Source organism: Novosphingobium oxfordense (assembly GCF_044029435.1).
Taxonomy (GTDB): Bacteria; Pseudomonadota; Alphaproteobacteria; order Sphingomonadales; family Sphingomonadaceae; genus Novosphingobium.
This window is the reverse complement of sequence record NZ_CP147005.1, coordinates 456,184-478,840: the sequence shown is the minus strand read 5'-3', so window position 1 is coordinate 478,840 and position 22,657 is coordinate 456,184. Positions and strand designations below refer to the sequence as shown.

23 protein-coding genes are annotated in these 22,657 nt (G+C 66.1%); 6 read left to right on the top strand and 17 right to left on the bottom strand.

What is annotated here, in order from left to right:
- Position 1 precedes the first annotated feature (1 nt).
- From murD to WBP07_RS02140, 12 genes are all read right to left on the bottom strand, one after another.
- Entirely contained in the window at positions 2-1,351 is a 1,350-nt protein-coding gene (gene murD, locus WBP07_RS02195; RefSeq protein ID WP_395393999.1) for a UDP-N-acetylmuramoyl-L-alanine--D-glutamate ligase, read from the bottom strand.
- Positions 1,352-1,355: 4 nt separating this feature from the next.
- Positions 1,356-2,426, bottom strand: coding sequence for a phospho-N-acetylmuramoyl-pentapeptide-transferase (gene mraY / locus WBP07_RS02190; protein WP_395393998.1), 1,071 nt, complete (start codon positions 2,424-2,426; stop codon positions 1,356-1,358).
- Between the two features lie 17 nt (positions 2,427-2,443).
- Positions 2,444-3,964 carry a UDP-N-acetylmuramoyl-tripeptide--D-alanyl-D-alanine ligase gene (gene murF / locus WBP07_RS02185; RefSeq protein ID WP_395393996.1) on the bottom strand — a complete coding sequence of 507 codons (1,521 nt, stop codon included), beginning with the start codon at positions 3,962-3,964 and terminating at the stop codon, positions 2,444-2,446.
- A gap of 7 nt (positions 3,965-3,971) precedes the next feature.
- The gene (locus WBP07_RS02180; RefSeq protein ID WP_395393994.1) at positions 3,972-5,435 is read right to left on the bottom strand and encodes a UDP-N-acetylmuramoyl-L-alanyl-D-glutamate--2,6-diaminopimelate ligase; all 1,464 of its coding nucleotides are present in this window, start codon (positions 5,433-5,435) and stop codon (positions 3,972-3,974) included.
- Between the two features lie 10 nt (positions 5,436-5,445).
- Positions 5,446-7,200 (bottom strand): peptidoglycan D,D-transpeptidase FtsI family protein, encoded by a 1,755-nt coding sequence (locus WBP07_RS02175; protein WP_395395701.1) that lies wholly within the window; start codon positions 7,198-7,200, stop codon positions 5,446-5,448.
- Between the two features lie 17 nt (positions 7,201-7,217).
- Complete coding sequence (locus tag WBP07_RS02170; protein ID WP_395393991.1) at positions 7,218-7,772, bottom strand: hypothetical protein; 555 nt, start codon at positions 7,770-7,772, stop codon at positions 7,218-7,220.
- Entirely contained in the window at positions 7,769-8,782 is a 1,014-nt protein-coding gene (gene rsmH, locus WBP07_RS02165) for a 16S rRNA (cytosine(1402)-N(4))-methyltransferase RsmH (RefSeq protein ID WP_395393988.1), read from the bottom strand. Before rsmH ends, WBP07_RS02170 begins: the two co-directional genes overlap by 4 nt.
- A complete protein-coding gene (locus WBP07_RS02160; RefSeq protein WP_395393985.1) occupies positions 8,779-9,327 on the bottom strand; it encodes a division/cell wall cluster transcriptional repressor MraZ in 549 nt (182 codons plus the stop codon). The genes rsmH and WBP07_RS02160 overlap by 4 nt, the downstream gene beginning before the upstream one ends.
- 322 nt (positions 9,328-9,649) lie before the next feature.
- A complete protein-coding gene (locus WBP07_RS02155) occupies positions 9,650-10,399 on the bottom strand; it encodes a DUF4350 domain-containing protein (protein ID WP_395393983.1) in 750 nt (249 codons plus the stop codon).
- Positions 10,400-10,523: 124 nt separating this feature from the next.
- On the bottom strand, positions 10,524-10,883 hold the full coding sequence (locus WBP07_RS02150) for a hypothetical protein (protein WP_395393980.1): 360 nt from the start codon (positions 10,881-10,883) through the stop codon (positions 10,524-10,526).
- Between the two features lie 16 nt (positions 10,884-10,899).
- Positions 10,900-11,910 (bottom strand): cysteine synthase A, encoded by a 1,011-nt coding sequence (locus tag WBP07_RS02145; protein ID WP_395393977.1) that lies wholly within the window; start codon positions 11,908-11,910, stop codon positions 10,900-10,902.
- 198 nt (positions 11,911-12,108) lie between these two features.
- The gene (locus WBP07_RS02140; protein ID WP_395393976.1) at positions 12,109-12,426 is read right to left on the bottom strand and encodes a 2Fe-2S iron-sulfur cluster-binding protein; all 318 of its coding nucleotides are present in this window, start codon (positions 12,424-12,426) and stop codon (positions 12,109-12,111) included.
- 105 nt (positions 12,427-12,531) lie between these two features.
- Here WBP07_RS02140 and WBP07_RS02135 point away from each other — a divergent pair, with 105 nt between their 5' ends.
- The gene (locus WBP07_RS02135; protein ID WP_395393973.1) at positions 12,532-13,149 is read left to right on the top strand and encodes a DNA-3-methyladenine glycosylase family protein; all 618 of its coding nucleotides are present in this window, start codon (positions 12,532-12,534) and stop codon (positions 13,147-13,149) included.
- A gap of 18 nt (positions 13,150-13,167) precedes the next feature.
- Here the strand turns inward: WBP07_RS02135 and WBP07_RS02130 are convergent, their stop codons facing one another.
- Both WBP07_RS02130 and WBP07_RS02125 read right to left on the bottom strand, forming a co-directional pair.
- Complete coding sequence (locus tag WBP07_RS02130) at positions 13,168-14,292, bottom strand: acyltransferase family protein (RefSeq protein ID WP_395393971.1); 1,125 nt, start codon at positions 14,290-14,292, stop codon at positions 13,168-13,170.
- Between the two features lie 2 nt (positions 14,293-14,294).
- Entirely contained in the window at positions 14,295-14,594 is a 300-nt protein-coding gene (locus tag WBP07_RS02125) for a 4a-hydroxytetrahydrobiopterin dehydratase (RefSeq protein ID WP_395393970.1), read from the bottom strand.
- 67 nt (positions 14,595-14,661) lie between these two features.
- On the opposite strand from WBP07_RS02125, the gene ccmA reads away from it, so the two are divergent.
- The 5 genes from ccmA (at position 14,662) to WBP07_RS02100 (ending at position 18,688) form a co-directional block, all read left to right on the top strand.
- Entirely contained in the window at positions 14,662-15,240 is a 579-nt protein-coding gene (ccmA, locus tag WBP07_RS02120; protein ID WP_395393969.1) for a heme ABC exporter ATP-binding protein CcmA, read from the top strand.
- Positions 15,237-15,896 carry a heme exporter protein CcmB gene (locus WBP07_RS02115; protein WP_395393967.1) on the top strand — a complete coding sequence of 220 codons (660 nt, stop codon included), beginning with the start codon at positions 15,237-15,239 and terminating at the stop codon, positions 15,894-15,896. Before ccmA ends, WBP07_RS02115 begins: the two co-directional genes overlap by 4 nt.
- 105 nt (positions 15,897-16,001) lie before the next feature.
- A complete protein-coding gene (locus WBP07_RS02110) occupies positions 16,002-17,144 on the top strand; it encodes a sulfotransferase family protein (protein WP_395393966.1) in 1,143 nt (380 codons plus the stop codon).
- 29 nt (positions 17,145-17,173) lie between these two features.
- On the top strand, positions 17,174-17,797 hold the full coding sequence (locus WBP07_RS02105) for a carboxymuconolactone decarboxylase family protein (protein ID WP_395393963.1): 624 nt from the start codon (positions 17,174-17,176) through the stop codon (positions 17,795-17,797).
- A 438-nt stretch (positions 17,798-18,235) separates the two neighbouring features.
- A complete protein-coding gene (locus WBP07_RS02100; RefSeq protein ID WP_395393961.1) occupies positions 18,236-18,688 on the top strand; it encodes a hypothetical protein in 453 nt (150 codons plus the stop codon).
- A gap of 25 nt (positions 18,689-18,713) precedes the next feature.
- On the opposite strand, the gene WBP07_RS02095 is transcribed toward WBP07_RS02100, so the two are convergent.
- The 3 genes from WBP07_RS02095 to WBP07_RS02085 all read right to left on the bottom strand — a co-directional run bounded on the left by WBP07_RS02095 (position 18,714) and on the right by WBP07_RS02085 (position 22,654).
- Positions 18,714-19,001, bottom strand: coding sequence for a DUF1294 domain-containing protein (locus tag WBP07_RS02095; RefSeq protein WP_395393959.1), 288 nt, complete (start codon positions 18,999-19,001; stop codon positions 18,714-18,716).
- A 207-nt stretch (positions 19,002-19,208) separates the two neighbouring features.
- Positions 19,209-20,090 carry a transglutaminase domain-containing protein gene (locus WBP07_RS02090; protein ID WP_395395700.1) on the bottom strand — a complete coding sequence of 294 codons (882 nt, stop codon included), beginning with the start codon at positions 20,088-20,090 and terminating at the stop codon, positions 19,209-19,211.
- Positions 20,090-22,654, bottom strand: coding sequence for a circularly permuted type 2 ATP-grasp protein (locus WBP07_RS02085; protein ID WP_395393956.1), 2,565 nt, complete (start codon positions 22,652-22,654; stop codon positions 20,090-20,092). Before WBP07_RS02085 ends, WBP07_RS02090 begins: the two co-directional genes overlap by 1 nt.
- Positions 22,655-22,657: the final 3 nt, after the last annotated feature.

Sequence of the window (22,657 nt, the reverse complement as noted above, 5' to 3'; positions counted from 1 at the left end):
CCTAGCGCTTCTCCCCTGCGGTCGCCCCTGCGCCCTGCGTTTCCAGCAGCGCCTCCACGATCTGGCGGAAGGCCAGCCCGCGCGCTTCGTAATCGCGGAACTGGTCGAAGCTGGCGCAGGCGGGCGAGAGCATGACGATATCGCCGGGTACGGCTTCGGCCATGGCTTCGCGGATGGCTTCCGCCATCATCTCGCTGCGGTGGACGCGCGTATAGGGCGCGAGGATTTCGGCAAAGCGCGGGCCTGCATCGCCGATGGTGTAGGCGGCAGCGATATTGCCGAAGAACGGCGCGCACTCGTCCAGATCGTCACCCTTGGGCAAGCCGCCGAGGATCCAGTGGATGCGCGGCTTGGGATCGGGTGGGAACGCGGCGATGGCGGGTGCGGCCGAGGCCGGGTTGGTGGCCTTGGAATCGTTGATGTAGACGACGCCGTTGGCTTCCGCCACGCGCTCCATGCGGTGCGGCAACCCGCGGAACTTGCGCAGCGCCGGCTTCCATTTGGCAGCCGGAATGCCCAGCGCCTCCACAATGGCGACGGCGACGGCGGCGTTCTGCAGGTTGTGCGGCCCCTGCAGCGAGGGCCAGTTCTTCTGGAGTGCAGCGATATCGTGGCCGTCCACTTCGCGCACGAGACCGGGTTCCCGGCGCGCGGTTTCGACGGCGGCGATATCGGCGGTCTCCACATCGCCCTTGCCGAAGACGGCGGGGCGATTGGCGTCCTGCATCTCGAAAAGCCGCGCTTTCGAGGCCGCGTAGGCAGCGAAGCCCTCGTAACGGTCGAGATGGTCGGGCGTGATGTTCAGCAGCGCGGCGACATCGCAGTCGAGGCTGCGGGTCAGATCGATCTGATAGCTGGAGAGTTCCAGCACGTAGACCCCGCCCTCGGGCAGCGGCTTGGCCGACAGCACCGGCACGCCGATATTGCCGCCAACGCGCGCCGCCACGCCGGCCGACTTCAGCAAGTGCTCGACCAGCGAGGTGGTCGTGGACTTGCCGTTGGTGCCGGTGATGCCGACCACGCGGTGCGACGGCAGGCTTTCGCGGGCGAGCGCGAACAGTTCGATATCGCCGATCACCGGCACACCGAAACGGCGCGCAGCTTCGGCGATCGGATGGGTGTTGAGCGGAATGCCGGGCGAGACGATCACGCCGTCATAGCCCGTAAGATCGGCAGTGACGGGATCCGCCAGCTCTACCCGGCCGGCGAGTTGCTGGCGCGGCTCATCGCGCGCATCCCAGGCCATGACATGCGCCCCGCTGGCCAGCAGCGTCTCCACGGCAGCAAGGCCGGAACGCGCAAGGCCGAGGACCGCGTAACGCTTTCCGGCGAAGGCGGGAGAAACGATCACGCGCTTATCGCAGCTTGAGCGTGGAGAGGCCGATCACCGCAAGGACGATCGAGATGATCCAGAAGCGGATGACGACGGTCGATTCCTTCCAGCCCTTCTGTTCGAAGTGGTGGTGGATGGGTGCCATGCGGAACACGCGGCGCCCGGTCCGTTTGAACCAAAAGACCTGGATGATCACCGAAGCCGCTTCCAGCACGAACAGCCCGCCAACGATAGCCAGCACGATCTCGTGATGCGCGGCAACGGCGATCGCGCCAAGGGCGCCGCCGAGGGCGAGGCTGCCGGTATCGCCCATGAACACGGCGGCAGGCGGCGCATTGAACCACAGGAAGGCCAGGCATGCGCCGATGATGCCCGCGCAGAACACGGCAAGCTCACCCGCGCGCGGCACGTGGGGAATGCCAAGGTAGTTGGCATAGTCGACGCGGCCGGCAAGGTAGCAGATGATCGCGAACGTACCCGCCGCGATGATGACCGGCATCGTCGCCAGACCGTCCAGCCCGTCGGTAAGGTTCACCGCATTGCCCGCACCCACGATCACGAAGGCGGCGAAGACGTAGTAGAACGGCCCCAGCGGAATGTACCGGCCCGAAAGGAACGGGACGTAGAGGTTCGTGTTGAGCTGGCTGACGATGATGTAGGCCGCGATCCCCGCCACCACGAATTCCAGCGCCAGGCGAAGCTTGCTGGAAAGCCCGGCGGTCGAACGCTTCGACACCTTGTCGTAATCGTCCAGGAAACCGATGATCCCGAAGCCCACGGTAACGGCGACGCAGGCCCAGACGAACGGGTTCTTCACGTCCATGAACAGGATCATGGAACTGACCAGCGCGGTCAGGATCATCAGGCCGCCCATCGTCGGCGTGCCGCGCTTGGCCAAGTGGCTTTGCGGCCCATCCTCACGGATCGGCTGCCCCTTGCCCTGGCGCACGCGCAGCATGTTGATGAAGCGCGGACCGATCAGCAGGCCGATGCCCAGCGCCGTCATCAGCGCAGCGCCGGAACGGAACGATTGGTAGCGGAAGAGGTTGGACAGTCCCTCGTAGTGGAACCATTCTGCGATCAGATACAGCATCTTGCGGGGGAGCCCCCCTACCCTTCCTGTTTACCGAGATCCGTTACCAGAGAAGCCAAGCCAACCGAGTTCGAGCCCTTGACCAGGATCACATCGCCCTGCTCCAGCCCGAACGCGCGCAGCGCATCGACGGCTTCCCGCACAGTGAGGCAATGGGCGAAGGGCACGCGCTTGCCAAGCGGAACGCTGCCCGTTTTCCCCGATTCCGGGGATTCCGTCGCATTCGCAAGCACATCGCCCAGGATGGCGGCCAGCGCGCTCATCTCATCACCCACCAGAACCGCGTAATCGACCTTCGCCGCCGCCAGCGGCGCGGCCAGTTCGGCGTGGAAGGCGGGGCCGTGCGCGCCCAGTTCCTTCATCGAACCCAGCACTGCGATCCGGCGCGTGGCCGGAGTGCGGCCAAGCTGCTCCAGCGTCGCCCGCATGGAAGCCGGGTTGGCATTATAGCTTTCGTCGATCAGCAAAGCGCGGCGGCGGCCCTCGACGTCGGGCTCCCCACCCGGAACGTCGACCTGGAGCCGCGCGCCGCGCCCCGGCAACCCGCCCATTTCGGCGAGCGCCACGCCTGCGGCGCCAAGGTCTCCTTTGACCGCACGCACCGCGGCCATGACCGCGAGGGAATTGATCACATGATGTTCGCCCGGCGCCGCCACCGTGTAGCAGACGCGCCGATCGCGCATGTCCACCGTCACCAGCGATCCGCCGCCGATGGCCGGCACGGTATCGAGCAGGCGCACGCCGGCATCGGCCGCCTTGCCGAACGAGACCACGTCGAAGCCCAGCGCCTCGGCCGCTTCCTTCAGGCGGTGGAAATAGGGGCTGTCGGCCGGAATCACGGCAACGCCGCCAGGCTCCAGCCCTTGGAAGATCTCCGCCTTGGCGTCGGCGATGGCCTCCATCGAACCCAGCATTTCGATATGCGCGGGCGCGATGGTGGTGATGACGGCAACGTTGGGGCGCACCTGACGGGTCAGCGCGGCGATCTCTCCCGCGTGGTTCATGCCCATCTCGAAGATGCCGAACCGCGCCCGCGCCGGCATCCGCGCCAGGCTGAGCGGCACGCCCACGTGGTTGTTGTAGCTTTTGACCGAGCGGTGCGCATCGCCCCGGCTGGCCCGCTCCAGCGCTTCGAAGATCGCTTCCTTCACGCCGGTCTTGCCCACCGATCCGGTGACGCCGATGATCGGGCCGCGCGCCCGTGCGCGCGATGCCGCGCCAAGGCGTTCCAGCGCTTCGGTGGTGTTCTCGACCAGAATGTGCGGACCATCGACAGGACGATCGACCACGACGGCGGCAGCGCCCTTGGCGAATGCGCCTTCCACGAAGCGATGGCCGTCCATCGCCTCCCCCTTCAGGGCAAAGAACAAGTCGCCAGGCTGAACATCGCGGCTGTCGATCTCGACGCCGGAGACGGTGAAATCGCCGCTCGCTTCCCCTTTCATCACCCGCGCGAGTGTGGCCGCATCCCACAATGCTTGGGTCAAGTCCTCGGCGGCTTCAACGGGCCATTCGAGAATCCGGGCGTGAGCGTTCATGGCATTCCTACCTTCCAACCGTACCGGCCATTTCCCTGGCAACGGTAACGTCGTCGAATGGCAGCACGCGCACGCTGTCGCCGCTGCCGATGATTTGCCCCTGTTCGTGCCCCTTGCCGGCGACGAGGACGATGTCCCCATGCTTGGCTTCGGCAACCGCCGCGCGGATCGCCTCGCGCCGGTCTCCGATTTCACGTCCCTTTCCGTCCATGCCGGCAAGCACCATGGCGCGGATCGCGGCGGGGTCTTCGCCGCGCGGGTTATCGTCGGTGACGATGGCGAGGTCTGCCCCCTCTGCCGCCACCTTGCCCATTTCGGGCCGCTTGCCCTGGTCACGGTCGCCACCGGCGCCGAACACCACGATCAGGCGTCCTTCTACATGCGGACGAAGCGCGGCAATCGCCGCCTCCAGCGCATCGGGGGTGTGCGCATAGTCGACATAGACCGGCGCGCCAACCGGAGAAATCGCCGCGCGCTCCAACCGGCCGCGCACGGTGACAAGGCGCTTCATCGCATCGAAAGTCGTATGGGCATCGCCGCCCGTCGCCAGCACCAGCCCCGCGGCTACCAGGGCATTGGCCGCCTGATAGGCCCCGATAAGCGGCAGCTCGAGCACGCGGGATTTCCCGTCATGCTCGAGCTCCAGCTTCTGGCCGAGTCCGCCCGGCGTGCGACCCGAGAGGCGGATGCTGGTGCCATTGGCACCCACGGTGAATACCTTCAGCCCACGCTTTTCGGCCTGGGCAATCGCCTTGGCCGACCATTCGTCATCGGCCCAGATCACGGCCATGCCGCCATCGACGACCACGTCGTCGAACAGGCGCATCTTGGCCGCAAAATAATCGTCCATGTCGGCATGGTAATCGAGGTGATCGCGCGACAGGTTGGTGAAAGCGCCCGCCGCCACGCGCGGCCCTTCGATGCGGAATTGCGACAGACCGTGGCTCGACGCTTCGTAGGCCACATGCGTCACGCCCTCACGCGCAAGGCCGGTAAGGTTGGCCAGGAACGTGACGATATCGGGCGTGGTGAGCCCGGTCGAAACCGTCTCGTCACTGGTTGTGACGCCCAACGTGCCGATCGAGGCCGCGCGCTGCCCGGCCATGCGCCAAAGCTGGCGAGTCAGTTCGACCGTGGAGGTCTTGCCGTTGGTGCCGGTGACGGCCACCAGCGTTTCCGGCACGGGCTGGAAGAACGGCGCGGCAAGGTGTGCAAAAAGGTGGCGCGGTTCATCGGCGGAGAAGTGGATCGCGCCTTCTACCTTCGCCTCGGCGCTGGCAACGACGGCGACGGCACCGGCCTTGATGGCATCGGCGATATAATCCTCGCCATTGAACTTGGCACCCTTGAACGCACCGAACACGGTTCCGGGCGCGACCTTGCGGTGATCGATGGCAAAGCCCGTCACGTTCACATCCGCGCCTGCCGGAACGGCGATATCAGCAGCAGCGCAGAGGGCATTCAACTTCATTCTTCAGGGCTCACTCTTCAGCACCGCCAGCCGGAATCAGCGGCTTGAGGTCGGAAACGTCGATGTCGCGGGTCTCGTCCGGCATGATGCCGAGCAAGGGCCCGATGCGGGGAACCACGCGCGCCACGACCGGGGCCGCATTCCATGCGGCGGTGCGCTGGAACGAGGTGGCCTCGGTGCCCTGCGGCTCGTCCATCATGGCGATGACGACATAGCGCGGGCGGTCCATCGGGAAAGCGGCGGCGAACGTGGCGATCAGCGAGTGGTGGCGATAACCGCCCGCACCCGGCTTTTCGGCCGAGCCGGTCTTGCCGCCCACGCGGAAACCGGGCGCATCGGCCTTGCGGCCGGTGCCGTAGGACACGATCATGCGCAGAAGCTGACGGATGCGCGCACTGGTCGCTGCCGTGAACACGCGGCGGCCCTCTGGCACCTGACCGGCATCCAGCTTCTTCAGCGTTGCCGGGCGCCAGATACCACCGTTGACGAGGGCCGCATAGGCGGAGGCAAGGTGCAGCGGCGTCACCGCGATACCGTGGCCATAGGCGACGGTCATCGTGCGCAGACGCGGCCATTCGCCACGCGGCCACAGCGGGAAGCCGCGCGCGGGCAGTTCGACATAGGGCCGCTGGTTCATGCCCAGCGATTCCATCGTCTTCTTCAACCGTACGCCGCCCAGTTCGTCAGCGATCTGGGCAGTGACCACATTCGACGAATGGATCAGCGTTTCCAACACGTTGAGCGAGCTGCCATAGTTGTGCAGGTCGTGGATCGTGAAGCCCGCCACATGCAACGGCGATGCCGGCCAGCGGCGGCGCAGATCGGTGATCGTGCCTGCATCGAGGGCCGCCGCGACGGTGATCGGCTTGAAGGTCGAACCCAGTTCGTAGACCTGGTTGGTCACGCGGTTGAAGCCGTGCGGCACGTCGCCCTGCGCGGCCTGCTCCGGCGTGATCATCAGGTCCGAAGGCTGAACATGGTTCGGATCGAACGACGGCAGTGAGGCAAGGCCAAGAATTTCGCCGGAATCGACGTCAAGGATGACGCCTGCCGCGCCCTTCGCCTTGCTGAGCGCCATGCCGCGCGCCAGTTCGTCTTCCAGCGCGCTCTGCACGCGGAAATCGATCGAGAGGACGGAGGGATGCGTGCGGCCGTCCACGCTGGTCAATTGCTTGTCGAACGCCTCTTCCATGCCGACCTGGCCCTTGCCGTAGGTATCGACATAGCCAAGCACGGACGCCGCCATCGACCCTTGCGGGTAATAGCGGGTGGCTTCCATCGGATATTCCAGCGCGGGCTCACCCAGCGCGTGAACCTTGTTGGCGTCTTCCGGCAAGATCGACTTGCGCAGATAGCCCGGCTTGCCCGAGCGCAGCTTGGCGATCACTTCGGCGCGGTTCAGATCGGGGAAGATGCGGACGAGGCCGTCGGCCACCTGCTCCGGCGTGTGGATCAGGGAAGAGCCTTCGCTCATCGCCTTCGGGTTGAACCACAGCGAATAGGTATTGAACTCACGCGCCAGCGGCACGCCGTTGCGGTCCACGATCTCGCCGCGATTGGGCACGAGAAGGCCGGACAGATCGCCATCGCGACCGCCCGGTCCGGTAATGCCCAGCCAACAGATACGCGTCAGCGCCAGTACCCCCACCAGCGCGAAAACCCCAAGGATCCACAGCGTGCGCAGCTTGGCGACCAGCAGCGAGCGCTGCCGGACGTTCACAAGCTTACGCCGCCCGGTGGATACCGTGGTGGGGATCGCGCCCATGGGGAAGGCGGGGGCGTTCACTGCTGGGCAGCCTCCGCCACTTCGATGCGCGCCAGACGCTTGCCCAGGCCGGCAGCGTCACGCAGCATTTCCTCCCGCTCCGGATCGCGGTTCTTCGCGCCCGCGCCGGAAGTGCGCGGCGGCGTGGCCGCGTGCGCGGGATCGACCGGCGAAACCATCGCCAGCAGGCCAGTGCCCTGCTTTTCCTCAGCCCCGTCGCTGCCGGTCTGCTCGGCATTGGCATAGCGGATCGGCTGCGGCGCACCCGGGCCCATCGGCTTACCCAGCGCGGCAAGCTGACGCTCACCTTCAATGTACTGCGCGGCGGACGGTGCCTTGTAGCCGAATTCCAGCTCGTTGAGCTGGTTCAGCGCCTGCTGGTTGGAGCGGGTCTGGAACTCGGTCTCAAGGAAGTTGATCGATTGCTGCACGCGCACGATGTGGTTCTCGGTCGCATGGACCTCGCTTTTCACCGCATTGACCCGAAGCGTGAGCGCAAGCGTGGCCGCGCCGCAAACCAGCAGCACCGAAATCCATCCGATGGAATGGACGCGATCGCGCGTGAGGTTCATGCCGGACTCCTGTCTTTCTGCCGCTTCTGCGTTCTGGGGGGGGCTTGGGTACGCACGGCGCTGCGAAGCGTGGCAGAGCGCGAACGGGGGTTGGCTTCCAACTCGGCCTCGCCGGGGCGGATGGCTTTGGAGAGCTTTTCGAATGTGGGCTGCACACCGCCGACTTGCGGCAGGTGGCGCGAGGTCGTGCCGCCCTGCCCTGCCGCATCACGCAGGAAGCGCTTGGCCATGCGGTCTTCCAGGCTGTGGAAGGTGACGATGGCAAGCCGGCCGCCCTCACGCAGCACGGTTTCCGAACCGGACATGCACTCTTCCAGCTCGTCCAGTTCGCCATTCACATGAATGCGGATCGCCTGGAACGTGCGGACCGCCGGGTCCTTCGGGGCATTGCTGCCCTTGTAGGCCGGGTTGTAGCCGATGGCCTTGCGCACCACGCGGGCCAGGTCCGCCGTGGTTTCCAGCGGACGCGCGGCCACGATGGCGCGGGCGACGCGGCGCGACTGGCGCTCTTCGCCATACTGGAACAGCACGTCGGCGATCTCCGCCTCATCCGCCTCGTTCACGAAGTCCGCGGCGGAGCGGCCGTCCTGGCTCATGCGCATGTCGAGCGGACCGTCGGCGCCGAACGAGAAGCCCCGCTCCGCCTGGTCAAGCTGCATAGAGGATACGCCGATATCCATGACGACGCCGTCCACAGTGGTGACTCCGGCTTCTTCAAGCCCGGCGACGATTTCGGAGAAGCGGCGCGCGTGCAACACGAGGCGCGGCGGGCTGAGGTCAAGCTCGGGCCATTTTCCACGGTTTTCCTCGATCGCGGCAATCGCGTCGGGATCGCGGTCGAAAGCGTGGACGGTGGCGCCGGCATCGAGCAGGCGGCGCGTATAGCCGCCCGCGCCCAGCGTGCAGTCGACGATGACGTCGCCGCCCTGGGGGTTCAGGGCGGCGACGACCTCCTCAAGGAGCACGGGCACATGAGGGACACCCTCAGGAATGGTGCGCGATCCGGTCATTTACGGCCTGCTTTCGCCAGGTCCTTGGCGGCAAGGCTCTTGCAGGCGGTCTGTGCCGCCTTCCAGCTATCGTCCATTTCGTAGAGGCTTTCGGGCGACCACACGGTGAAGAAACGACCGTTGCCGCGGAAGTAGAGTTGGTCGGTCACGCCGGCGAGCGCAGTCAGATCCTCGGGCAGGACGAAGCGGCCCGAACCGTCGAAGGGAACTTCGTAGGAGGCGTAGATGTCGCTTGCGCGCTTGTCGGCATCGAATTCCTTGCCGGCGCGGATGGCCAGATCCTGCTCTTCCTTCAGTTCGTCGGCGAATTCTTCGATGCGCGAAAGGCCGAAACCCACGAGGCAGGGCCAGCGGTCATGCGTGGTCAGGCAGAGCAGGTCCTTGCCGCTCGATTCGCGCACGGTGGGGCGGAAGGCATTGGGCAGCACGAACCGGTTCTTGTCGCGCAGAAGCGAGAAGCCCTGTCCGTTGTATATGTATGGCCGCCCCGCCATGACGATGCCGCCTTGCCCCTTCTTGCCCTGTTGCAGCCGCTCTGCGGCCACTCGTCCCGGTACGTCCGGGCCCGCCTTGGCATGACCGATGTCGCCCCCGCCGCAGCAAATGCCGCAGGGCCCGGCCCCCTCCTCCGGGAGCACGGCAAGACTCAGCCATTCCGATTGCCTTCCTATGTATAGCGGGAAGATCGGGGATTAAAGGGAAATTTGGGGATCAGAGGGAACAATTCGCCGAATTCTCTCCGATTTGGCGCACGGCTCACCCACGAGGATCCGGCGATTAACCTAGAATTAACTCCATAAGTGACTGATTTTAAAGAGATGATACTCCGGGAAAATACGTATCCCAGGCCGCCCCAAAACGCCCCGGTCAATCCCCACTTTCCAGGCGAGAAACCAGCCACGCCAACGCCTTTCGGCGCATGGGCAGGTCAGCCGCACCAGACGCCTCCTCAAACAGCGCCGCGTCAGCCACTGCCAGCACCCTGCCCCTTCCGATCCGGCAATCGGCAAGGATTTCCGCCGATTCAAGGGAACAGGACCCATTGCCGTCCCCGGATTTCCCCGAAGCTGCCGGCATCCCCACCATCCCGCCATTTCCCCGATCGGAGGTTCCATCCCCATAAATCCCCAATAGGCGAAAACGCCCTGGCAGGTTCACCGGCAGCGATCCCTCCCCAAGCGGAACCATGCGTTCTCCGGGCTTTTCGGAAGGGTCGAACCGAAGCTCCAGCCCCCAATGGGCAAGGATCGGGGAAAGCATGGCCATGTCCTGCGGCCGACGCGGATCGCCAAGCGGATAGCGCGAAGGCTGCGTGAGCATGGGATCGACGAACAGCAGCAGCCTTCCGCCCGCCCTAACCCAGCCATCGAGCGCCACGTTTTCCTGCGGCGTCAACGCACGCGGCTGCGCCATGACCAGCAAGGCATCGGCAGGCAGCGGAAAGCGCCCTTGCGCATCGGCAAGACTGTCGAGCGGCAGGACTTCGCCTTGCGACGCCAGCGCATCGCCCGCCCACGAACGCGGTGCTCCGCTCGACAGCAGTTCGCGCGGATCGTCACTTTCATCCCAGAGAATGGGAAGACTGGTACTCAGCCCGATCCGCTGCGTGCGGGACAAAGATTCGCCGCCGTCATGGCAACCGGCCGACAAGGCGAGAAGAAGGCCGGCCCCGGTGAATCGCAAGCTGGTGAATCGCAAGCCGGCGAATCGCAGGCCGGCGAACTGCACTTCCAGATATCGCTTATTGCGCGACGAGCGGCGCAGTCCCGGCGCTGTCCGTGGCATCGCCCGTGGGCGTCGGCGTCGGCGAGGGATCGGCGGCGGGCACCACGCCGATATCCGCCAACGGATCGGCCACCTGACGCTTGGGCTTGGCGTCGGCAGCGACGACCTGCTGGATCGGATCGGCAGCATCGACAAGCCGGGCACGGTCCATGATGATGTTGGCCAGTCCCACGATCAAGAGCATCGCGCAAAGGCCGAAAAGGCCGACCTGCAAGCGATGCACCGCCTGCGCGCGCAATTCGCGCGTGGACGGCGGCACGAAATGCTGGGGAGCAACGGCCGGTTCGATCAGGTTAGGCGGAATGTTCCCTGCCATCGGCAGATCGTTTACCTCAGCTTGCCAGCCAAGGGAAGACGGGGAGGCCCTTCGACTCCAGCCATTCGCGATTGTAGAGCGACGAAAGGTAGCGGAAACCGGTGTCGCACAGGATGGTCGCCACCCGCACGTCGCGCTTGCCTTCGGCCACCAGCTGGCGACCGAGTTCCACCGCGCCCGCCACGTTGATGCCCGAGGACAGGCCAAGGCACAGCCCCTCTTCCGACAGCAGTCGGCGGACCCATTCCAGGCCTTCCTCGTCGGAAATGCGGAACTGGGTATCGATCGGCGCGCCCTCAAGGTTGGCGGTAATGCGGCCTTGGCCGATACCTTCCGCCACCGAATTGCCTTCCGCCTTCAACTCGCCATGGGCGTAGTAATTGTAGAGCGCGGCGCCATAGGGATCGGTCAGCGCGATGGTAATCGCCTCGTCAAAGGCCTTGAGGCCCATGCCGGTGCCCGCGATCGTGCCGCCGGTACCGGCCGCACATGTGAAGCCATCGATCCGGCCGTCCATCTGCTGCCAGATTTCGGGCGCGGTGCTTTCGATGTGCGACTTGCGGTTGGCGATATTGTCGAACTGGTTGGCCCAGATCGCCCCCTCCGTCTCGGCCGCCAGACGGCGCGAGGTGTGGACGAAGTGGTTGGGGTCCGAAAACTTGGTGGGCGGCACCGTCACCAGCTGGGCGCCGAGCGCACGCAGCGTGTCCATCTTTTCCTTGGACTGGTTGTCCGGCATGACGATCACGGCCTTGTAGCCGAGCGCGTTGCAGACCAGCGCGATGCCGATGCCGGTGTTGCCGGCCGTGCCCTCGATCACCGTACCGCCGGGCTTCAGCTCGCCGCGCGCTTCCGCGTCGCGCACGATCCACAGCGCCGCGCGATCCTTCACCGATGCGCCGGGATTGGCGAATTCGCACTTGCCCCAGATCTCGCAACCCGCAGCTTCGCTGGGGCCCTTGAGCAGGACGAGCGGAGTATTGCCGATAAGGTCGAGGGTGGAGCGCTGGGCTGCGGGAGCTGTCATGCCCGCACAACTAGGAACGCGAAGGCCCCGGCGCAAATGATTTGCGCTTTAGTCCGCTAAAGTCAGTGTGATTTTTCGCCCAGCAGACGCCTGAAACACAGGGCGCGAACGCGAGAACGGCAGGTCTGCGCCAATCCGCAAACCCGCCGTTCGCAATCCACCCGGCACTCCACCCGAGGGCGGAAATCGCCGACTTTTTCAGTCTTCCTGCGCGATCGTGACCTTGCAGCCTTCAAGCGCGTCGGTGATCGGCACCTGGCACGACAGGCGCGAATATTCGTTGCGATGGTCGGAACTGTCGAGCAGGTCGTTCTCGTCCTCGCTCATCGCCGGAAGCTTGTCCGCGAAAGCCGGATCGATGTGGACGTGGCAGGTCGCGCAGGAGCAGCAACCGCCGCAGAGCGCCAGAAGCTCATCGAAGCCGCTGTCACGAATCGTTTCCATCAGCGTGCGGCCGACACTGGCCTCGACGGTCGATTCTTCACCCGACTGGTTGACGACAATAATCTGCGGCATTCCCGTCCATCCTTTTCTGATCCAGCATGTATCATAACATGCCCATTCCGGCCTTTGCCTGCGGCTGCTAAAGGCTGCAACCCCCTTTGGCAAGAAAGACGCAAGATGGGCTTGAACGCCGACGCACTGAAACTTGGACTGGACGAAATCGCCGCGCGCGAACCGGCCATGGCGCGCGCGCTGGAACGCGCGGGCTATCCCGAGCCGCGAATCCGCGCGACCGGCTATGCCACGCTGCTGCGCACGATCGTGGGCCAGCAGGTTTCCGTGGCGGCGGCGGCATCGGTATGGAACCGGATGGAGACGCTGCTGGGCGAAGGCATTGCGCCCGAAACCCTGCTCGCCGCCGATTTCGACGCGCTGCGTGCCTGCGGCCTCTCCCGCCAGAAACAGGGTTATGCCCGATCGCTGTGCGAACTGGTGGTAGCGGGAACGCTGGACCTCGAAAACCTGCCCAAGGATGACGAGCAAGCGATCGCCCAGCTCGTGCAGATCAAGGGGATCGGCCGCTGGTCGGCGGAAATCTACCTGCTGTTCGCGGAGGGGCGGCCGGACATCTGGCCCGCCGGGGACCTTGCCGTGCAGGCCGGCATCCACAAGATCCTGGGTCTCGACGCGCGCCCCAGCGAAAAGGAAGCCCGCGTGCTGGCAGAACAGTGGCGCCCGCATCGCGGCGCGGCGGCGATCTTCACCTGGCACTGCTACAACAACCCGGCGCTTTAACGTCTGCCCGAGCGGGGCTCAGGCTTCGGTGCCCCGCTCCCTGCCCATCGTCTCCCTGCCCATCGCGGGCGCGAACATCCGCGCCTCCATCCAGCGCCTTAGCCGGGGCGACTGGCGCTCCGTCAGTAGCGAGATCAGCGCGCAAGCCGCCACCACCAGGCCCAGCAACGCCACGAAAGCGACGGGACTACGCCCCGCAACCAGCCCGTGCGAGCGCGCCAGTTGCAGCAGCGGCCAGTGGAACAGGTAGAGCGTAAAGGAAAACCCGGCGAGCAGCCCGGCAAGGTCCTTCAATCGCATCACCGGCCCTGCAAAGCGCTCCGCCATCGGTCTCAGCGAAACCAGCGCCATCACCATGATCAGGCCCATCGCGAAATCCGCGAAGGCCCATTGCGACCATTGCGTCTGCCCCGGCCACCAGGCCTTGAGCAGTGGGTTGAGCACTGCACGGTCCACTTCAAACAGCGCCAGGGCCAGGCCGAGGCAAGCCGCCATGACCACGGGCGCGGTGGCCAGCGGCAGGCGGCGGGCCATCGGCGCATGGGTCAGCGCCACGCCCATCAACCACACCGGCATCAGCAGCAGGATCGCCCCTCCGGCGGTAATGCAGGCCACCGTGACCGTCGCCACGCGAGCCCAGCCGCGCAGGAACATGGCCAGCGCAAAGATCGCATAGAACCACACTTCGTAGCAGAGCGACCAGTATGGCGGGTTCCACACCGGCGCCGGCATTCCCGGCCAGGCGCTGACGAACGCCATCGGCGGAAGCAGCCGCGTCGCCACTTCCAGCGGATCGTCGGGGCTGTTGTCGATATAGACCCGCATCGGCCCCGCCAGCACATAGGCCGCCAACACCGCGAACAGCAGCGCCGGGATCGCCACCGGCAGGATGCGCGATACGCGTGCGACGAAATAGCGCGGCAGGCTGGACCGGCCGCCCAGCACCGACGTGCTGATCACCAGCCCCGAAAGCACGAAGAATACGATTACGCAGTAATGCTGCATCCGCAGGCCGAACGGGAACGGCCCACGGTAGATGCCCAGTTGCACCGCATGCCCCACCGCCACCAGCAGCGCGGCGCCGAAGCGCGCGAAATCGAGCACGACCGAAAGCGGCCGGGTGAGGAACCTGTCCTCGGCCACGATCAGGCCGCCGGGGCCGCGCCGTCGATAAAGCGGGCCAGAGCCACGTCGCGCTGGCTCAGGCCGCCAGCGTCGTGCGTGGTGAGCGTGATTTCAACGCGGTTGTAGACGTTGAACCATTCGGGATGGTGATCGCGCTTTTCCGCCTCGATGGCGACGCGAGTCATGAAGCCGAACGCTTCGTTGAAATCGGTGAATTTCACTGTCCGCACAATGGCAAGGCCATCTTCGCGCAAGGTCCAGCCGGGCAGCGTGCCCAGCACCGCAACGCGCTCCGCATCGGTGAGTCGAGCGATAGACATATGTCCTCCTCTGCCCTGTTTTGCCTTCGCTTGGCAGCCCCGCGCCTTTCCACTATCGCAGGGCCGCATGCAAGGGGCATCCATCGCTATCGAAGATCTCGCGTGTCGGCGTGGGGACAGGGTGCTGTTCCGCGGCCTCTCGCTGCGGCTTGCCTCTGGGGAGGCTTTGCACGTCACCGGCAGCAACGGCATCGGCAAGTCCAGCCTGCTGCGCATCGTCGCCGGGCTTGCCCCCGCATTTGCCGGGCGCGTAGAGACGAGCGGCGCGATCGGCCTTGTCGATGAACGCCACGCGCTGGACCATGCCCTGCCGCTGGGCCGCGCACTCGGGTTCTGGAGCGTGATCGACCATGCCGCCGAGAGCGGGCTGGAGCGGCTTGGCCTGACCGCCCTGCTCGACGTGCCGGTGCGCTATCTCTCCACCGGCCAGAAGAAACGCGCCGCGCTGGCCCGTCTGATCGGGCAGAAGGCGGCGATCTGGCTACTGGACGAACCGCTCAACGGCCTGGACGGCGATGCGGCGGCGCTGACCGAGGCACTGGTGGCGGAACATTGCGCGGGCGGCGGCATTGCCCTGATCGCCTCTCACCAGTCCTTCACGCTCGCGCACAAGCGCACGCTGGCCCTTGGCGAGCACGCGGCATGAGCGGGCGCTTCCTCTCCCTGCTCAAGCGCGATCTTGCCCGCCTGCTGTTAGGCGGACGCGGCGGCGGTGCGGCGATGCCGGTGCTGTTCTTCCTCTCCGTCGCGATGCTCTATCCCTTCGCGGTGGGCCCCGACGCCCGGCTGCTGGCGCGGACCGGCGGCGGCGTGATCTGGGTTGCCGCCTTGCTGGCGGCGATCCTGCCGCTCGACCGGCTTGTCGAGCCGGACATCGAGGGCGGCCTGTTCGACCAATGGGCCCTGCGCGGCATTTCCGAGGAAATGGTGCTGGCCGTGCGCGTTCTGGCCCACTGGCTGAGCTTCGGCCCGCCGCTGATGCTGGCAGCGCTGCCCGCCGCCGCCCTGCTGGGGATCGACGGGGCGACGCTGCGCACGGTGGAGCTTGGCCTGCTGGCCGGCACACCCGGCCTTGCCGCGCTGGGCGTGACTGTGGCGGCGCTCACTGCCGGCCTGCGGGGCGGTGCCGCGCTCGGCGGATTGCTGGTGATCCCGCTGGCGGTGCCGGTGCTGATTTTCGGCGCGGGCAGTCTCGGCTCGGGTGGACCCAGCGGCCTCGCTCTGGCGGCGGCATCGAGCCTCGTTCTGCTGGCGATAGCGCCCTTCGCCGGTGGCGCTGCTGTGCGCGCCGCGCGGGGCTGAGAACCCGGGCCTCCATCATCGCCCCAGCGGTTGGCGCCCACCCCCTCGCCCCGCATAGTCGCCCCCGGAACGATCCGGCCCAAGCCGGACGCCGGGGAGAGAGCGATGCAGGGCCACAAGGAGCTGATCGAAGACGCGAAACGCCAGACCGGCCTCGAAGACTTCGGGCCGGACAGTTTCCGCGAAGGGCTGGAAATCCTGGTCAATTCGCTGGAACGCGAAGCCCGGCTCAATGCCGTGGGCGAACGCGCGCTGACCGAGCGGATCGTGCTGCACCTCAAGCAGCGCCTGCTGGTGGAAGACTGGTATCGACGCCATCCCGAGATCGAGGACGAGCAGATCATTGCCCCTCTCTTCGGCGTCAGCCTGCCGCGCACAGGATCCTCAGCCCTGTCCTTCCTGCTCGCGAGCGATCCGGCGATCCGTTACCTACGCGTCTGGGAAAGTTCCCAGCCCTGCCCGCCGCCCTCCACCGTCACCGGGCCGGACCCACGTCGCGGCGTCGCGGTGACGAGCGGCGACGCGCTGCTGAAAGGCGGCAAGCGCACCCCATCCGGGATCGATGGCGCGATGGAATGCCAGGACCTGATGGCGCTCGATTTCAAGAGCCAGATCTTCCAGGCCTTCGCCCAGATCCCGCGCTATTCGGACTGGCTGCTGGATGCCGATCATTCCAGCACGTACGCTTATGAAAAGCGCGTACTGAAGCTGCTGCAATGGGGCGCGCCGGCCCGGCCATGGCGGCTGAAGGCGCCCACCCACATGCTCTACCTCGATGCGCTAACTTCGGCCTTTCCCGATGCGCGCTTCGTGATGACCCACCGCGATCCGGCCGACGTAATCCTCTCCGTCGCCACCGTCTACGCCGACATCATTGGCAAGTTCAGCGACCATATCGACATGGCCTACCTAGGCGCGCTCAACTTGCGTTGCTGGTCCGAAGCGATGAACCGCGCCATCGCCTTTCGCGAGAAGGGCAACGACCACCGCTTTTTCGACATCCACTTCCGCGCCATGCACAAGGACCCGCTGGGCGAAGTGCGCGCGCTCTACGCGTGGCTGGGCGAAGAGGTCTCGCAAGACTTCGCGCGGGCCATGGCGGACTGGTGGGAAAGCAACAGCAGCGCGGAGCGCATGACGAAGCCCGATCCGGCCCACTTCGGCCTTGATCCGGCGGCCGTGCGCCAGCGCTTCATCCCTTATCTTGAGCGCATGGAGCGCTGGGCGCCGTTCGACGCGGCGGCATGATCCTTTCCCTAGACACAGGTGATTCGAAAATGAGTAAGGCGATCAGCGGCCGGGTGGAATTCGACGAGGCCGCGCGCATGGCGCAGACGGTGGAGAGCGGCCCGCGCTATGCCCCGCTGCGGTTGGATGAAGTGAGTCCCGAGGGGCAGGAACAGGTCGATGCGATTCGCGCGGCCTTCCACATTCCCGAAAGCCGCCCCTTCCCCGACGTCAGCCTGATCACGCTGCGCCATCCCGGCATGTTCAAGGGCCAGATGGTGCTGGGCATCGAACTGGCGGCACGGGGAACGATTCCCGGCCGTGAGCGCGAACTGATGATCCTGCGCCTTGCCCGCCTGGCCGGCGCGCCGTTCGAATGGTGCGAACATGTCGATATCGGCAAGGCGTTCGGCATCACGACCGAGGAAATCGAGCGCGTGCTGGAAGGCTCCGCTGCCGCCGGCTGGAACGAGCACGAATCGGCCATGCTGCGCGCGGTGGAGGAACTGGTAGCCGATCACTGCATGGCCGATTCGACCTGGGACATCCTCGCGAAGACCTGGGATGAGAAGCAGATGCTGGAAGTGCCGATGCTGGTCGGCTCCTACCTGATGACCGCGCTCCAGCAGAACACCTTGAAAATCCAGCCGAAGGGCGGTTTCGACTACCGCTGACTGGCTTCGCGCGGCGCTGAACCGCCGCGCTTTCCCGCGAATCGACAGAACACCGAACGCGCGCCTCCCCCCGGGTGGCGCGCGTTGACATGTCTGTGGACAACTACTGCACAAGTCCGGGAGATCATGGGGACAGTCGGTGGACCGCTTGTGGGCGTTGCCGGGATATCCCTGTGGGCAAACCTGCGAAAAAACCCTGCATAACCGTGGGATTGGCCGGTAAAAAACGGGCCGGACCGATCTCTGCATAAAGCGAAACACGGTCCGGCCCAGTAGGACAGGAAGGGCAGTCTCGACACCCCATGACAAGTGTCGAACCTGGGTCCTCGGGTGCAGGCTTGACGGCCAGGACAAGCTGCGTATCAATGGCTAATGATAATCATTCGCAAGTTCAAGCCCCTTTTCGCATAACTTGTTTCGCCACCTGGAGACCCTGCCATGTACCAGTATGTCGACCGCCCCCTGAGCAGCCTTGATGAGGGCTGCCGTTTCCTCGTCTGGTCGATGCGGGCCTGGGTCACGACGCTCGCGCAGCGCCGCTGCCCGGCGGAGGCCCTGGCCCCCGCATTCGCCCGCTGGCGGATGATCGGCGGCCTCCAGCCCTTTCACCGCGCCATGCTGATCTTCAACCGCGACGCGCTGGAAACCTTCGCTTTCTGCCCGATGGCCTGCGACCATGTGTCCGAGCATGAGGCGGTGATCCTCGAACTCGTCACCTCGCTGCGCGATCGCGGCGCGCAGGAAACGCGGGGCACGCTGGAACTGGTGGTTCAGGAAGACGCCGTCGGCGACATACTGGAAACGCTGTCCAAGCTGGGCGCCGCGCTGGCGATTGCCGGGATCTTCCCCGGCCAGCCTGTCGCAGCGCGTGGCCTACAGGATCGCGGGTGAGTCGAAACGAATCGGGATGGGCGTTTCAGGGGGCGCCCATCACCCAACAGGCTGCGCCGGCCAGTATCAGGCACTGAAGGCACAGGATCGCCCGCAGGTGGTTCACGAAAGGCTGCTTGCGGGTCTTGTGCCGGAACAGGCGGCGCGCCAGCAGCGCTGCCGGAGAGCCGCCGATGGCGGCGAGCGTCAGCAGGCGACGCTCAGGCACGCGGCCGCCTCCACGCCGCGACTGCGCCTTGTCATAGCCATAGACGGCGAAAGTCCAGAGATTGAGCGCGGCAAAGGCGATGGCAACGAGCAGCGGGGCATTCATAGGCCGCCTCTAGAACCGGTGCGCTTCGGATTGAACCCGAAACCTCTCTGGGCTCACCAGCTGTGTCCCACCAAATCTGCCATCCTCCACCCTCACCGTCATCCCCGCGAAGGCGGGGATCCCGCTTCTCTTGGCGAGCATGGCAGAAAGGCAGCGGGGCCCCGGCTTCGCGGGGATGACGGAGTTCCGTGTGGAACGCATGGGCGTTCAATCCAGCGGCGCGACATCCACCGAGAAGAACATCGTCTGCTGCGACGAGCCCCGGAAAGTTCCGTCCAGCGGCGCGACGTCCGAATAGTCCCGGCCCATGCCGATGAAGATGTGGTCGGTATCGGCCAACATGTCGTTGGTAGGATCGAAGCCGATCCAGCCCAGATCCTCGCCACACCAGAGGTTCACCCAGGCATGCATCGCATCGGCGCCCACCAGCCGCGCCTGCCCCGGCGGGGGCAGCGTGCGCAGATAGCCGCTGACATAGGCCGCCGGAATGCCGTGCGCGCGGGCGGCGATGATCATGATGTGGCTGAAATCCTGGCACACCCCATGCCTTGCCCGGAAGGCCTCGATCGGGGGCGTATCGGCAACGGTCGCGCCCGATTCGTAGGCGAATTGCTCATGGATCGCCGCCATCAGCCGCCGTCCCGCCTCCACCACCGGCATCGATTCGGTCAGGAAGCCGCTGGCCCACATGGCAATGTCCCGCTCCGGCGCAGCGATGGGGGAGGCGAAGCTGTAGGATGCCGGCCCCAGCGCCGAAAGGTCCGGCTTCTGCATCGCCCGCTCACGCAAGTCGGCAAGGGCTGGACCGGTGGAGCCCGTGATGAAGAAGGGCAGCGACTCCTTCTCTATCGTGAAGCGGCTCTCGATCTGAAGCTGGCTGATCGGCTCTCGCAACGAAAAGCGCGCCTCGTTGATGTAATAGCCGCCTTCACGCTCGGCCACTTCGGCGGGCTGCGGATCGACGCTGAGCATGTACCCGGTCATCGTCTGCCCCGGCCATGCCGCCGGGCGCAGCCGCGCGTTGAACTGCGCCAAACGGACCGGTTCGGCATATTTCAGCGTGGTGATGTGGCTGACCGAATAGCGCATCACAGCAGCGCCGTCCGCCGTTCGGCCTGCTCGGGATCGAACTGGAGGAAATAGCGCGCCGAAAGCGCATCCGACAGGTCGTAGAGCTGTTGTTCGACCGTTTCGAGAACCGCGCTGGTCATGTCCTGCGCGGTCGCCGCCTGCAACTGCCCCAGCAGTGCGCGGGCCGCGCGCATCGGCGGTTCGGGTAGGTTATCGTCCCGCCCGCTGGGCAGCGCGGAAAGGTGTTCGACGATCCCGGCGATCTGGAACACCAACGCCCGCGGATTGTCCGGATCCAGCAACAGCAGATCGCGCACCGGCCCGGCCATCGGCCCGGTCAGATAACGCGTGCGATAGATGATCTGGCTGTCGCACAAGTCCAGCAGCACGCCCAGCGCGCCGCTACCGTCATGGCCCCGCCCATCCTGCGCATCCTGTCCGTTCTGGCCATCCCCGGTCGCCGCATCGCCCAAGCTGCGGACCATGCGGCAGATGCCTTGCGCGCGCTCGATTCGCTGGCCGATCTCCAGAAAATGCCACGCGGCGGACCGCACCATGTTTTCGGAAATCAGCCCCGCCAGCGCGCTGAAATGGTCGGTCAACCGGCGGACCGCGCCCAGCAGTGTGGCGGGGCGGTGGCGGTCCACCTGCGGCACCCCCTGGCTCACTAACCGCCAGAAGTCGCGAGCGAAGCGCTCACGCAAGGCAAGGCCCACCATCTGGCGCCGCCGCATCAGCGCCGTCACGCCCCCCGGCAGATCGGGTTCCGCCAAGGCTGCGGCGCAGATTGCCTGCACATCGGGTACGGTCTGGAGCGGTTCGATACTGCCGGCTTCTTCCAGCAAGCCCACCAACGCATCGACCACGCCGCCCTGCTCCGTCGGGCCGCCATCGATCTCTACAGAGCCGTCCAGCAAGGCGCGCAGCACGCGCGTCACGATCTGCGCGCGTTCGTTGTAGCGGCCGAACCAGTAGAGGTTGTCCGCCGCCTGGCTGGCAAGAATACCGCCCCCGCGCGAAATCGGCGGTTCGGGGATCGTGCGCGACACGGCCTGCGCCGGGTTCGACACTTCGTCCACCACCCAGACGTCGGCGGAAATCTCCCCCTCGCCCATCAGCGAGGTCGGCAGCGCCTGACTGGCCGCCAGCCGCGCAAAGCCGCCCGGCATCACCGTCCATGTCCCGTCAGCGTCGCGGGCGACGTAGGCGCGCACAGTGAACGGGCGCGGCACCACTTCGCCATCGACGATGGCCGGGGCGGTGGAAAGGTGGACGATCTCCTGCCCGCAATAGTCCATCGGGCGGCGGCGCAGCGCATCCAGCAGCGCAGCACGCTGCCCGCCGTCCAGATCGGCACCGGCCACCGGCTCCCGCCGTTCCAGCCCCTCCACCGCCTGACCGAAGGCCGGCAGCACCGCCAGTTCATCCAGCCGCGCGGCGACGGTCGCGCTTTCGGCCGCCTGTCCGCACCACCAGGTGGCGATGTTCGGCAAGATCGGAGCCTCACCCAGCAGCACTTGGCACAGGCGCGGCATGAAGGCGGCGAAAGCAGCGCTTTCCAGCACTTCGGTTCCTGGCCAGTTGATCATGCCCACCCCGCCGCGCGCCCAAGCCTCGAACAAGTTGGCGACGCCGAGTTGCGAGCGTGCATCGAAGGCCAGCGGATCGAGCGAGGTGGTGTTGATCCAGCGCCAGATCGAATCGACCCGCTTGGGCCCCGCGATCGTGCCCACCCATAGCCGATCGTCCACCACCGACAGATCGCGGCCTTCCACCAGTGGGAAGCCCAGATAGCGCGCCAGATGCGCCTGCTCCGCATAGGTCTGGTTGAAGCGGCCCGGGGTGAGCAACGCGATGCGCGGCGCCTCCCGCCCGCAGGCCGCGATCATCCCTTCGCGCATGACCGAGAAGAAATCGACGATGCGGCGCACTTGCTGGTCGGCCAGCAAATGCCCGGCCAGCCGCGTCATCGCCAGCCGGTTTTCCAGCGCATAGCCGATGCCGGCAGCGATCCGCACGCGGTCCTGCAGGACGCGCCATTGCCCGCGCGGTCCGCGCGCCAGATCGGCGGAGTAGACCTGGATGAAGCGGGCCTGCCCTTCGCCCGTACCCTTCGCCCGGCCCAGCATCTTGCGCGCGAAGAACGGGCTGCCGGCAATCACTGCCGCCGGCAGATGCCCGTCGCGTACCAGTGTCTGCGGGCCGTAGATATCGGCGGCAAGGTGTTCGAACAGTTCGGCACGCTGGATCAACCCGCGCTCGATGGTCTGCCATTCGCCCGAACCGATCACCACCGGCATGGCGTTGAGCGGCCAGGCGCGCTCCTCTTCCTCGCCCGTCACACGAAACGTCAGGCCCAGATCGGCGGCATTGCGCGTCGCGATCTCCTGAAGCGCGATGGGATCGCCTTCGGACAATGCGGCGAGCCCGGACGCGACTGCCTTCCAGCTAGTCGCTACGGGATCCGCAGCATCGCCGAACAAGTCCCCGCCCGAAACCGCCACCGGATAGGCATCCAGCCAACCGGGCGAGTTTTCGGCCGGCGAGATATCGGTCAGTCCAGAGGGTGGAACGGCTGCCATGGC

Bases quoted from the DNA above. Each gene is read 5' to 3' on its own strand.
- mraY (WP_395393998.1), bottom strand. From the start codon at position 2,426: ATGCTGTATCTGATCGCAGAATGGTTCCACTACGAGGGACTGTCCAAC.
- murF (WP_395393996.1), bottom strand. From the start codon at position 3,964: ATGAACGCTCACGCCCGGATTCTCGAATGGCCCGTTGAAGCCGCCGAG.
- WBP07_RS02180 (WP_395393994.1), bottom strand. From the start codon at position 5,435: ATGAAGTTGAATGCCCTCTGCGCTGCTGCTGATATCGCCGTTCCGGCA.
- WBP07_RS02175 (WP_395395701.1), bottom strand. From the start codon at position 7,200: ATGGGCGCGATCCCCACCACGGTATCCACCGGGCGGCGTAAGCTTGTG.
- WBP07_RS02170 (WP_395393991.1), bottom strand. From the start codon at position 7,772: ATGAACCTCACGCGCGATCGCGTCCATTCCATCGGATGGATTTCGGTG.
- rsmH (WP_395393988.1), bottom strand. From the start codon at position 8,782: ATGACCGGATCGCGCACCATTCCTGAGGGTGTCCCTCATGTGCCCGTG.
- WBP07_RS02150 (WP_395393980.1), bottom strand. From the start codon at position 10,883: ATGGCAGGGAACATTCCGCCTAACCTGATCGAACCGGCCGTTGCTCCC.
- WBP07_RS02145 (WP_395393977.1), bottom strand. From the start codon at position 11,910: ATGACAGCTCCCGCAGCCCAGCGCTCCACCCTCGACCTTATCGGCAAT.
- WBP07_RS02140 (WP_395393976.1), bottom strand. From the start codon at position 12,426: ATGCCGCAGATTATTGTCGTCAACCAGTCGGGTGAAGAATCGACCGTC.
- WBP07_RS02135 (WP_395393973.1), top strand. From the start codon at position 12,532: ATGGGCTTGAACGCCGACGCACTGAAACTTGGACTGGACGAAATCGCC.
- WBP07_RS02125 (WP_395393970.1), bottom strand. From the start codon at position 14,594: ATGTCTATCGCTCGACTCACCGATGCGGAGCGCGTTGCGGTGCTGGGC.
- ccmA (WP_395393969.1), top strand. From the start codon at position 14,662: ATGCAAGGGGCATCCATCGCTATCGAAGATCTCGCGTGTCGGCGTGGG.
- WBP07_RS02115 (WP_395393967.1), top strand. From the start codon at position 15,237: ATGAGCGGGCGCTTCCTCTCCCTGCTCAAGCGCGATCTTGCCCGCCTG.
- WBP07_RS02110 (WP_395393966.1), top strand. From the start codon at position 16,002: ATGCAGGGCCACAAGGAGCTGATCGAAGACGCGAAACGCCAGACCGGC.
- WBP07_RS02105 (WP_395393963.1), top strand. From the start codon at position 17,174: ATGAGTAAGGCGATCAGCGGCCGGGTGGAATTCGACGAGGCCGCGCGC.
- WBP07_RS02100 (WP_395393961.1), top strand. From the start codon at position 18,236: ATGTACCAGTATGTCGACCGCCCCCTGAGCAGCCTTGATGAGGGCTGC.
- WBP07_RS02095 (WP_395393959.1), bottom strand. From the start codon at position 19,001: ATGAATGCCCCGCTGCTCGTTGCCATCGCCTTTGCCGCGCTCAATCTC.
- WBP07_RS02090 (WP_395395700.1), bottom strand. From the start codon at position 20,090: ATGCGCTATTCGGTCAGCCACATCACCACGCTGAAATATGCCGAACCG.
- WBP07_RS02085 (WP_395393956.1), bottom strand. From the start codon at position 22,654: ATGGCAGCCGTTCCACCCTCTGGACTGACCGATATCTCGCCGGCCGAA.